Annotated in this window: 9 protein-coding genes; 1 reads left to right on the forward strand and 8 read right to left on the reverse strand. The window is 46.3% G+C overall.

Going from position 1 to position 12,079, the window contains the following annotated elements; all coding sequences use genetic code 11:
- Window positions 1–11: 11 nt before the first annotated feature.
- Together DF182_RS07770 and DF182_RS07775 are read right to left on the reverse strand one after the other, a co-directional pair.
- Window positions 12–2,804 (reverse strand): TonB-dependent receptor, encoded by a 2,793-nt coding sequence (locus DF182_RS07770; RefSeq protein WP_113615078.1) that lies wholly within the window; start codon window positions 2,802–2,804, stop codon window positions 12–14.
- Between the two features lie 172 nt (window positions 2,805–2,976).
- The gene (locus tag DF182_RS07775; protein ID WP_113615079.1) at window positions 2,977–4,200 is read right to left on the reverse strand and encodes a helix-turn-helix domain-containing protein; all 1,224 of its coding nucleotides are present in this window, start codon (window positions 4,198–4,200) and stop codon (window positions 2,977–2,979) included.
- 157 nt (window positions 4,201–4,357) lie between these two features.
- Here DF182_RS07775 and DF182_RS07780 point away from each other — a divergent pair, with 157 nt between their 5' ends.
- Window positions 4,358–4,603: a hypothetical protein gene (locus DF182_RS07780; protein ID WP_113615080.1), complete on the forward strand. Its 246-nt coding sequence runs from the start codon at window positions 4,358–4,360 to the stop codon at window positions 4,601–4,603.
- A 21-nt stretch (window positions 4,604–4,624) separates the two neighbouring features.
- Here DF182_RS07780 and DF182_RS07785 read toward each other — a convergent pair whose 3' ends face one another.
- The 6 genes from DF182_RS07785 to DF182_RS07810 form a co-directional block, all read right to left on the reverse strand.
- Window positions 4,625–5,902 carry a metal-dependent hydrolase family protein gene (locus DF182_RS07785; RefSeq protein ID WP_113615081.1) on the reverse strand — a complete coding sequence of 426 codons (1,278 nt, stop codon included), beginning with the start codon at window positions 5,900–5,902 and terminating at the stop codon, window positions 4,625–4,627.
- 67 nt (window positions 5,903–5,969) lie between these two features.
- Window positions 5,970–9,104 (reverse strand): lantibiotic dehydratase, encoded by a 3,135-nt coding sequence (locus DF182_RS07790; RefSeq protein ID WP_113615082.1) that lies wholly within the window; start codon window positions 9,102–9,104, stop codon window positions 5,970–5,972.
- Window positions 9,105–9,269: 165 nt separating this feature from the next.
- A complete protein-coding gene (locus DF182_RS07795) occupies window positions 9,270–9,638 on the reverse strand; it encodes a LytR/AlgR family response regulator transcription factor (protein ID WP_113615083.1) in 369 nt (122 codons plus the stop codon).
- 44 nt (window positions 9,639–9,682) lie between these two features.
- Entirely contained in the window at window positions 9,683–9,883 is a 201-nt protein-coding gene (locus DF182_RS07800; RefSeq protein WP_113615084.1) for a hypothetical protein, read from the reverse strand.
- Window positions 9,884–10,099: 216 nt separating this feature from the next.
- Window positions 10,100–10,840: a LytR/AlgR family response regulator transcription factor gene (locus DF182_RS07805; RefSeq protein WP_113615085.1), complete on the reverse strand. Its 741-nt coding sequence runs from the start codon at window positions 10,838–10,840 to the stop codon at window positions 10,100–10,102.
- A 7-nt stretch (window positions 10,841–10,847) separates the two neighbouring features.
- A complete protein-coding gene (locus tag DF182_RS07810) occupies window positions 10,848–12,005 on the reverse strand; it encodes a sensor histidine kinase (protein WP_113615086.1) in 1,158 nt (385 codons plus the stop codon).
- Window positions 12,006–12,079: the final 74 nt, after the last annotated feature.

Here is a 12,079-nt window from a genome sequence, read left to right on the forward strand (position 1 = left end):
AGTTTTTATGATTAGAAGATTTTTACATTGACACCTATCTGACCTCTGATAGAATACCATTCTGCCTGTTCCACCCGGTCGAAGGTGCCATGATAATAGCGTACCGGCGCATTGGTGATATTGTTCAGCTCCAGGAATGTCCTGATTTTAGGCGTGATCGCGTAAGAAGCAGAAAAGTCTACGGTGAAGTTCTGGGCATACCAGCGGTAATGATCAGGACCTGCAGCCTGACGGATCACATCCAGGTATTTTCCTTTGTAGTTGCCGGCAATCCTGGCCATCAACTTACGGTACTCATATATCAGCGATGCATTGAAGATATGTTTGGCCTGTTTGGGTATCGCACTTTCGTCTTCTGTTTTCTCGGTACCTATAAAACGAGGAATCTTCACTCTGGAATCGGTGTAGGTATAATTGGCATCTATACCAAATCCTTTCCAGAAGCCGGGGAGACCGGTAAATCTTTTTACAAAACCCGCTTCAAAACCGGCCAGCCATGCATGTTCCAGGTTTTGTGGCTCACTGACCATGTATTGTATACCACCTACCATTTCAGAAGACTGATTGGTATAGATAAGATCCGTCAGTTTTTTATAAAAGGCGCCGAAGTTGACCATGCCTATTCCTCCGAAATAATGTTCAGCCATCAGGTCGAAGTTATTGGCGAAAGTGGGTTTCAGATTGGCGTTGCCTCTGCTGATGGTTTTGTTGACATCATCCTGTGTGGTACCAGGGTTCAGGTTATTGAAGTCGGCGCGGGCAAAGCTGCGGGTATAAGCCAGCCGGATAATATCCTTATTGGTCACGTTATACTTCAGATGCAGCATGGGCAGAAAGGCGTTGTAGCTGTTGTCTTGTGTAAGCGCTGTAACCTGCTTGGTGCTGGTGCTCACTTTACTACCGTTGAAGGTCACTTTGTTGTATTCGTTGCGGATACCGCCGGTCAGTGTTAACTTATCCGAAGCTTTGTATTCGCCCATAACGTATACGGCATATACGTTTTCCACACCAGTAAAATATTTGGTAGCGCCGGATACATTGGTAGCGGAATCTACCTGGTAAGGATACAGTTTATTATTACTGATACCTTCAGGTGTTACCAGTGTTTTCAACTGACTGAGTGGCATCTGGTCGATGATCACATTGTTGTAAGGCGAACCTATTTCGGTCAGGAAACCACCGTTGTAAGGGAATGGTTCACTGCCAAAACCGGCCATGGTAGGCGCAGCGCCCTGAATACCCGCCAGATAAACATTGTAAGGTGACTGCACCACTTTATCCTTGTGGATGAACTTACCACCGAATTTCAGGTGAAGTTTATTGTCTGGTGTATATTTTAAGTTAAAGCCGAAACGTTTGTTTTCTTCCCAGTTGGTGCTGCGTACCATCACTACCTGAGATAGTTTCATGGAAGTGCTGCTGATAGGTGTAGCCGCTGATAAATGAGGCAATACCGCATCCATCACATCGCCTTTTCCATCCGGAGCATCCATGGCCAGATATTTTTTTCCATCGGCAGCAAGCCCTTCATAGGTAGTGGCCTGCTGGAAGACAGCCATCGGATAATAACCAGGATCTTTAAACCGGAATTCAGATTTATCCATACTGGCAGCCCAATCCAGATTTACTTTAGGAGAGAGGACGGACTGTCCGCTCAGTTCTCCGGAATACAGGCTGGTGAGGTAATTGGAAGCTCTGGAGGTAATGGTTGCATTTTTGGCGTTGAAATAAAAATACGTTTCCCGTACCATCTGTCCATCCAGGAAATCGCTGTAAATACCTTTGAACTGGATTTTATGCCTGTCATTGAATTTATATTCCAGGCCTGCGTTTAAGCCGGTAGTTCTGCGGTGGGCGATATAGTCCCGCAACTGCAGATCAGTAATGGAATAGGATTGTTTACGGTCAGGGTTGGTAAAATCATAATTCATATTATAACGGTCCTGGGCCGAGGTACGGTCCCATATCACGCCGGAAAGCACAAAACCCAGTTTACCTTTCATCAACCTGTCTCCATAAACAACAGAAGCATTATAGGAACCTTTACGGGCCTGATCTCCATATCCGCCAGCAGCGTTGATCCTGAGCGTGCGGGACATGGGAGCTGCTTTGGTAATAAAATTAATGGAGCCTCCAATGGCATCTCCTTCTATATCCGGTGTGATTGCCTTGGACAGCTGTACATATTCTATCAGTTCAGAAGGAAAGATATCCATTTGTATGCGACGGTCTGTATAGTCCAGACTGGCGGTGGGCAGGCGGTTGCCATTGAGCAGGGTGGCGCTCCATTGGATAGGCGTACCACGAACAGATACATAACGTCCTTCACCCTGATCTCTTTCGATAGATACGCCCTGGATACGTTGCACCGCTTCAGCTGCATTACGATCGGGCAGTTTACCGATAGCATCAGCGGCCAGTACTTCCATAATACCTTGTGCGTTCTTTTTAATACTGATGGCCCGCACCTGCGATCCGGCGGAAGCCCCCTTCACCACTACTTCTCCCAGTACGTCGCTGGCAGGCTCCATTAGTATCGCTCCCAATTGATTGACGCCGGGCCTGACATCCACTTCCATCGTTTTGACGGCAAAACCAACATAATTGATTTTAAGCGTTACTTTCCCCGTTTTTTTGACAACAATATCAAAAGCCCCCGAAAGATCAGTCTGTGTCCCTGTTCCATCGATGATAATAGTGGCGGCGGGCAACGGTCCTTCTTTGGATAAAATGCTTCCCCTGATCTGCTGTGCTGTACAGAAAACAGGCAGGAGTAAAATCAATAACAAAAGCCGGCTACTCATGAGCGAATTATTTTTTTCGCAAAGTTGATCCGGCCTGCTAAAGAAGTCGTCCTTCTGGATAAATCCGTACGACCGTGTCGGTCAGAGTGGACTATATCAATTTCTATTAACTGAAAATCAATCAGTTAATTTATATTACCATATTATTAAGAGCCACAAAAAAACGCCTGTATCAGGCATTGTTGATAGAGATGTTCGTGAACCGTACAACGGTATTTGTACTTTTCAGATAAGCTGAAGGTGTACTGCCGGTCACTTTTTTGAAGTATTGATTGAAGGAAGATTTGGAATGAAAGCCTGCTTCGAAAGCCAGGGAGAGGATGTTGGGCGTCACCTTATTTTCCCGGTGTTCATCGATCAACCTCACCACTTCCCTGATCCTGTATTCATTAATAAACTGATAAAAAGACTGGCCCAGGTACTGGTTGAGTGTTTCAGAAAGGTGATGCCTGGATGTTTCCATAGTAGCCGCCAGCTTGTCCAGCGTCAGTTCGGGATCTTTATAGAGTTCCTTTTCCTCCATCCAACGTTTGATATCTCTGGCAATAGCCGATTGCAGATCGGGAGACAACAGTAATTTCCGGTGCTGGCTGGGAGGCTCCGGCATGGCTGCTTCCGGTGTTTCTACTTCTTCCATTTCTGTAAAAGGAACAGGCTCATCGATCACTGTTGCCAACACCTCCCGGGCTGTTTCCAAAATAGGTACCTGGGTATCAGTATAAATCAGCGATAATACTTTAACCCTTCCAATAGCCAGGCAAACACTCAGCAGGCAGATATAAGTTACGATCCTGCCCCATAAATGGCTGTCCAGTATCAGGCGGGAAGAGTAAGGCAACATATTATTGATCATCAGCCCCGCTGAGAACAAAGACATTATCAAAGATACAATGCCCATAAACCGGATCAGTTTTCGCTCCGACTGCCAGAAAAACGGTATATGGGGGGATTCCACCAGCAATAAAATCCCATATACAATGCTGGAAATTAAAGAAGCATAACCTACCGTCTTATTATAAAGGATAATGACCGGAGGTGTTGCTCCGTCATGCGCTATCACATAACCAGCGATGCTGAAATATACCACTGCCGCCATCAGCGCCGGTAGGAAAAGAAAACGAAACTTCTTTTTTATATGCTGATACCGGCCGGAAAGCTGCGCTGCATAAGTCCAGAACAAGGGTGCATATATCAGGCTGATAAAAGTGTAGAACTGTTTGTGGATCTCTGCATTCGGGAAAAGAACATGTAGCAGAAAAGCACTGCCCAGATGAATAAAGACACACATCAAAAACCAACTCAATATCTTATCAGCCGTTGTTTTTTTATGATTGATAACAAAAATGCTAAATACCACCAATGCCTGGAAAGCCCCTAAAAGAATAATATATTTCATTGAATGACCCTTTTGCAGGTGTGAAGCTACATAACCAGTGTTAAGAAATTATTATTTGCCACCGCACTTACATAGGGAATAAAAAACAGATCATACAGGCGCCCACGCATTGCTGAAGTGCGCCGGGATATTTATCCTCGACGAATCCACTTCAGCAATGTACAGCGTTAGCGAGCACCAACTGTTTGAGAATACAGCAGGTTATTTTGAGGGAAAGATCATATTGTTGATCACTCATCGTGTCAGTACTATTGCAGCACTGAAAGTGGATGAAGTGTTTTGTATGCAACAGGGCCGTATTGTGAAGCGGGGCAGTTATAAAGAACTTTGTGCCCGCAAGGGTTATTTCCGGCAGCTATTCAAAGGGCAGCTGGAATCACAGGATCAAACGGTGACCGTATGATCCGGCTGCTGCAATCGTATATTATTTTTTCTTGTATACTTTTCCTTCCTTCATCACAAAAATCACATCAGAAAGTACTTTGACGTGCAGTAAAGGATCACCGTCCACTGCAATCAGATCAGCCATTTTACCGGCGGTAACAGATCCTCTTTCCTTACTGATGCCCAGCAGCTCAGCAGCATTCACGGTAGCCGCTTGGATGGCTGCCATGGCCGGCATGCCGGCTTCCACCATATACTGGAACTCCAGCGCATTTCTTCCGTGTTCATATACACTGGCATCTGTGCCAAAAGCGATCTTCACACCAGCTTTGTAAGCCCGGGCAAAAGCCTGTTGTATCTTAGGTCCTATCTCCATCGCTTTGGCTGCAATAACAGGTGGGAAAAAACCGGGGATCTTAGCAGAATCTGCTACTGATTTACCGGCGATGATGGTAGGTACATACCAGGTACCATTACGTTTAGCCAGCTTTATGGCTTCATCATCCATATAAGTTCCATGTTCGATAGAGTTGACGCCAGCGAGGATAGCCCGTTTGATACCTTCTGCACCGTGAGCATGACAGGCTACACGCATACCATAATCTTTGGCTGTTTCCACTACTGTTTTAATCTCTTCAACGGTAAACTGTGCGCCGGAACCATCTTTACTCAGGTCCAGCACACCACCGGTAGAAGCGATCTTGATCACATCGGCTCCTTTTTTAAACTGATAACGAACAGCTTTTACCAGTTCGTCTTTTCCGTTGGCCACGCCTCTTTCAGGGCTGGTGGGAGCATGAGCTTCATCACGCAGTCCTACTGATTCATCCATATGGCCGCCGGTAGCGGAGATGGCCGTGCCGGCTGTAAGGATGTTCGGTCCTTCTACCAGGCCCTGGTTGATAGCATTGCGCAGCGCGATGTTAACACCGGTGCCGCCCAAATCCCGTACAGTGGTGAATCCGGCCTGCAGTGTTTTACGGGCAAATCCTTCTGCTCTGTAGGCAACATCAGCATCACTGAGGCGGAAACCGTCCAGTATAGAGTTTTTATTAAACTGGCTTTCAATATGCACATGGCAATCGATCAGACCAGGCAATACGGTTTTATCTTTCAGATCGATAGTCACATCGTTTGCTCCGCCTGTCGTATAGCCATTCTGGATAGCATTGATGGTTTTACCTTCGATTACGATGGTGACCGATTGGCGGGGTGCAGCCCCGGTACCGTCAATCAGTTTACCACACTGTACAAATGTTTTCTGTCCAAAAGCCTGCATCATAGCAAGGGAAAGCAGGGAGGTTAAAATTGGTTTCATAAAGTCCTACTGTTTTTTCGAGGTAAATGGGTTATTGGTCTGTAATGTCTCTGTACAGGATAATAGATTATGACATTTGTCTGGCATGCTGGGCTACACGGGAGGTATAATACTTCATCAGGAAGTGATGTACCACCAGTTCATGCATTCTGGCGTTGGCAATAAACATCCTGTTCATGAACATATGGATGTAATGTGGCAACAGCTCCAGATACATATTTTCCGGAATAGTACCGTCAGCAGCCATGCTATGCAGCTGCCAGCGTATGCCGGCCAGCCGCGAAGCACGTTCTTCAAAGACGGCTGTCACCTGTGGCGGCCATACTGCCTGTTGTGGCGATTGTTGCAACAAATCAGCAATCAGTCGCATATGACGACGGTATTTGTTGTTCAGTTGCAATAATAACGTATCATTACCATTAAACTCAGTAAAAAATCCGTTGTACAGCTGGCGGCACAGGTCCAGTTTCTCCGTGTCTTTCAGCCCGAAGGCAGAGAGCAGGTCATCAACTCCTTTCAGGGTCAACAGCCACCGGTCATTGGTTTCATTTCGGGGGATAAAAGTAAGGAGCCTTGCTGCGGTCTCACTGTCATAAAAAAACAGTGTTTCGCTGAGCGCCATGGTTTGTTCTCCATAACGCTCCAACTCACGAACATAGGTATCATATTGCAGTTTTTTAACTACATCATTTTCTATATATGGCTGAATGAGCTCCCGTAGGCGCTCTGTCAGCACATTGCTGCCGGCGGATGCCGGCGTTTGCAGGAGTCTTATCCGCAGGTGATGATCAGGGTCCTGATAACGCAGGAAAAACCATTGTTGTATCAGCCCTTTCTCCCGCAGTTCAGTCATCAGGGGCAACAGTTCACGGACCAGTAGTTTGTCCATCCATTTGGGGCCACAGTAAATTTTAGCATATAACCATTCACTACCGGGAGGGAATACACGCTGTACCCTCTCCGGCACAGCCGGCGCAGGCGAAACCTGCTGATGAACATAGGACTTATTAAGAACAGGGATGATCACTTCATTCGTGTAGGCACCTTCTTCTCCCACTACCAACCCGGATGCCGGGCCGAAATAATATTCCAGCAGCTCTATATTTCCTTTCTTCAGTTTTTCCACAGCCAGCTGTTGTCCATAGGGATTGCGGATATCTATCAACAGTTCATTATCTCCCTCTGCCAGCAATACCTGATCGGGAACATGATACTTTTTCCACATCGCCAGCAGGGCCTCCGCAGGGCTGTTCCGGGACTGTAAAGACTGGAACTCCTTACTTGTCAGATACCATCTGGCCCTGCTTAATACAATATTTCCATAATGAACGGAGGGCAGGAAAGGTTGTTCTCCTAACAAACCCCAGTCCCACATGAAGCCTCTGGCATGTTCCTGATGCTGCAGGTCGCAGAGGAATTTGTAGGCAGGCAGTCCCTGTTCAAAATTATGTGCACTGGTAAGGCGGGGCAGGATTTCTTTTCCCAGCCGGCGGGAACGCAGTACCACCCTGTTGTTACGGACGCTGACGTACAGGTCGCTGACAGCTATCTGAAAATCCTGGTCTACGGAAGCGTTGGCCAGGAAAGGTATTTCATAATCGTATAGCCGGGGCCGTAACAACACATTACCGGTACGGCCTTCCGGCAGGTGTACCACTTCCGCGATAATACGGTCCGGATTGTTGTACTGTTCCTGCTGTACCTGCTCCCGGAGCTGTTGTGCCAGGCTATCATTGCCTGCAGCAAAGCGCCCCAGCAAGGACCAGGTCTGCGGGCCGGTAAATGATTTGAGGATAAACGAATAATCACCTGTATCAAGAGCTTGTGCATTATCGGCCACCAGGGCTCCCATCAGAAACAGGCTGGATGGCATCACCAGCTGCTCGTTTTCGGATGCCAGCGCTGCCAGGTCTTCGGCGGTAATATCAATACGGGTTAATCCCTGCCGCTGTGTATCCAGGTATTTGTTCATCACAAAACGGTAGTAATAGTTCCATGCGATATTGCCGGCATTTTTCTGACCGGGCATTATCAGGTCATCTATCAGCGGGGTATAGCTGGAATTATCGCCGGACACCAGTCCGTAGCCGATACCGGATTCACTGTCCAGTGCCTGCATCAGGGGTATTTCACGCTCTTCGAATTTCTGATAGAACTGCTGCCGGAAGGTGGCCAGGTCTGCGCATTCCATAGGTCGGGTGAGTACCGCCAGTTCAGCACATTGCGACACCAGTTGTTTTACGGTGGTGGCATTCAGGGTATTGGCTGCCGGCTTAAAAAAGAGATCGGATTGTATCAGGTCTTTTCCGTCGATGGTGGGGAAACAGGCCTGTACTATTTCCCGGATCTGCTGATACCGCTGTATACCGTGCTGCTGATAGTGAAGCAGCCGTTGGATCGCCTGCAGGGGTTCAACGATGGCAGGAGGCTCCGGACACTCCTGTAACAGGCCGATCATTCTCGAAAGATAATCACTATCGGTTACAACAGGATCTGTTTCTGCTGTCAATATCTGGTTATCTATCAGCAGATGCAGGAATTTAGTAGCTTCTGCTTCCGGGATGCCCTGTTCGGTGAGCACATTCACCAGTTCAGACAGCCGGGCGCCTTTGGCTGCAGCTACTACTACTGCTGCGATGTAGGGGGTACAGGTAAATCCGCTGAGAAAATAACGCCGTCTTTTATCCCGTTGCTGATATTCGAAATACCGGTAGGACTCCCCGCTGAGATAAAGGCTGTTGTTGGGGAAAAACCTGATCTTCTGGCGGGTTTCGGGATCTTTGGTCAGGGCTGTAGCTATTTCTGAAAGATAGCCCATGTCCAGCCTTGTTATCTTTTGCATAACACGGATGGGTGTTACCTCCAGGCGGGATGGGGCAGCGGTGACGGTACCAGTGGCACATCCGGCGAATAGGCCATATGGGGTTGCCCTTACGCTCATCCTGAGGAGGTAGCGGTAAAGGGCAAGGATTAACTTCTGATGTCTGGTATCTGATTGGGCGGGTGAGCGGAGCCATTTCATCATTTCCTGATGTAAGGCGGGGCTGGCCAGATAAATGGCTTCCTGTAATAGTGGGTTTTCATAGATAGTAGCTATTGCTGTCGCAAAAGCAATATGTTCTTCAGGCAGTTGAACCGGCTTCCCCAAAGGAAGCAGGGGCAAACGAAGCAGATAAAAGTTGAGTGGCACGAGTTCTGACATAACAGCATTCCGGTTTGATCTATAACATCTACCCGCCTGGTTAACGGCAGGTGTAGTACAGGAGCTCCAGTAAATATAAATATACCGGATTTATTTTCAGACCAATGCTAGACGTGATGGCCCTGCACTACCCTGCCATTAAACCCGGCAATGGGCAATGATATGTTAGTGATGAGTTACTCCTTCGACCACTCTTTCCACTTCTTTGATAAATCGTTTGTAACTGGCTGGTTTTGCTATATAGCCAAAGTCGTTGTCCAGGCCTTTATCCGTCAGTACGTCACGGGGATAAGCCGTAACCAGGATAAATCGACAATCCTTACTGAGCAGGTATTGCAGGCTGTCCATATTGATCCCTCTCATATTGAGATCCAGCAATACCAAGTCTACCCTTTTTTCATCTACCAGCTGTATAATAGTGGCTAGCTGACTGGTTTTCGCGATCAACTTCAGTTGATTCGTCCGTTGAATATAACTTTCCAGTATATCCAGCGCCAGTGGTTCGTCATCTATTATTGCACACCTGTATTGCATAAGTCATGTACTGACAACTGGTAGATGAAGGGGGGGAAACAAAATCAGATATTGGTCAGCAGTGTTTTAACACTGAAGCTGAAACTAGTCATTGGAACAGTAGGAAGCAGTGAATATTGAGATCCTTCCGGCAATTTTTTCATGAAATTCAGATTCTCGATATCCATCGCGTCTGCTTTGGAAATGATTTCTTTATCCAGCGTAAGCTGGAAGGTGGAATCTGAGGATATAGCTGTTTTTTTCATACAATTCGTTTAATGCGTGTTAGTTGACAACGGTTAATGATGACCTCACAAACATCCGAATATTCCACATTTTAACGTATTTTATTAGACGTAATGCAGGTTGTCTTCGACGAACGGAAGATGATAGCAACATCATCCGTTAAAATAGCGATGGATACGGGCATTAAAAAGGCCATCCGCTCCGGATGGCCCTGAATAATATGGTATAGATACAGGCTATTTCTCCTGAGGTCCACTAATGCCCAGTCGTTTATTCAGATCGGCGCGGCAGGACTTGGAGATGATGACAGACTCGTTATTAATCAGTTCGGCCGTATTACCGATGATCGACTTGATAGCCTGGACCCTTACGATATATGATTTGTGAATGCGGATAAACTGATCTTCGGGCAAGGCGTCTTCAATGGCTTTCATGCGCATATAGGTGATCACATTTTTCTGTTTACATACCAGTTTGATGTAATCCTTCATGCCTTCGATATAGTAGATATCTTCAAAAAGTATTTTGGAGAGTTTGTAGCCATCCTTTACGAAGAGGTGGTTGGCTACGGGTGGTGCCGGCGGAGCCGCAGGAATGGTTTGCGGGCGTTTCTGCTGTATATGGCCCCTGGCTTTGTTGACAGCTTTCAGGAAACGTTCGAATGAAATAGGTTTTACGAGGTAGTCCACTGCATCCAGTTCAAAACCATCTACCGCATAGTCGGGAGAAGCAGTGGCAAAAATCACAAAAGGCGGATTGCTCAGGGAACGGATCATTTCAATACCGTTGATATTCGGCATCTGAATGTCTGAAAACAAAAGATCGACGGATTGTTGCTGCAGTACATCTATGGCGTCAAAGGCTTTCTCACAGAAAGCCACCGCCTGGAGGTAAGGAATCCTGGAGATATAATTTTCCATCAGGTCCCTCGCGTATGGTTCATCATCTACTACAAGACAGGTAATCATCTGGTCCATAAAACAGTTATATCAATGTTAGCACAAGTTTCACATTATACACATCCGGTTCATTAACAATTTTCAGGTCATGTTTTCCGGGATACAGCAGTAACAGGCGTTTACGGGTATTGGCAAGACCGATACCACCTACCCCTTCTTTATTTTTGGGCATCTCTCCTTTACTGTTGGAAATCTCAAAAACCAGGCGGCCATCTTCCATCTGCATGGAAGCATGAATCCAGCAATGGTCTGCTTGGGTGCTATGCGAATATTTAAACGCATTTTCCACAAATGGGAACATTAACAATGGTGAAATCTTATGCATCTCCAAGCTTTCCGGATCACATTTAAAATAAATATCCGCATTTTTACCATAACGGATGCTTTCCAGTTCCACATAGTTTTTTAAAAACTCTGCTTCCTTACTCAGCGCCACTTTGTCTGTATTGGAATCATACAGGGTGTAACGCATCATCTCCGACAGGTACATGATCAGGTCTGGTGCCAGTGAATCATTCCGGATCGACAACGAATAAATATTATTCAGGGTGTTGAATAAAAAATGCGGATTCAGTTGCGATTTCAGAAAACTCACTTCCAGGTTGAGGTTATCACGCTCCAGCCGCAGACTACGGGTGGCGGAACGTGCAAAGTCTACCACCAGTTTCAGCACCATGGGAGGCGCTACTATCATTATAACCCCAAGGGATATCCGAAGAATATGCATCACACTGAAAGTATTGGACCAACCTCCTCCTACTACCCGGATCAGATCACGCCTCAACTGATCATTAGTGAGATAAAAATCTTGCATCAGCCATAGGGCAGAAAGATAACTGATCACCGACCAGAAATAAAAAAGCAGGCAAAGACAAACCGTAGCCGGTACCACATCCCCCCGCAACATCAGGGGTATCACGAAATAAAAAGTAAAATAAAAAAACACCATACAGCCAATGATATTCCTCACTACAAACACCATGGTTACACCCATACTTTCGGAATAATTTGTAGACATCATCATCGTATACAAAAGGACCATGGCCAGCCACATTATCAAGTGGATCGTCCATCTGATACCCTGGGTGTATTTTTTGTCTGACAGGAAAAGGGCAAATCTATCTGTCAGCAGCTGTTGTTCTGTTGGCACTTCACCGGCATTACGTCTAAAAAAGGTTAGCATTGGTCGTTCACAAAAGCTTGTTCGATTAGATTTCAGTCGCTTTTGTACCGGAAAATAAGTAAAAAAATTTATAG

The organism is Chitinophaga flava (assembly GCF_003308995.1).
GTDB classification, from domain to species: Bacteria; Bacteroidota; Bacteroidia; order Chitinophagales; family Chitinophagaceae; genus Chitinophaga; species Chitinophaga flava.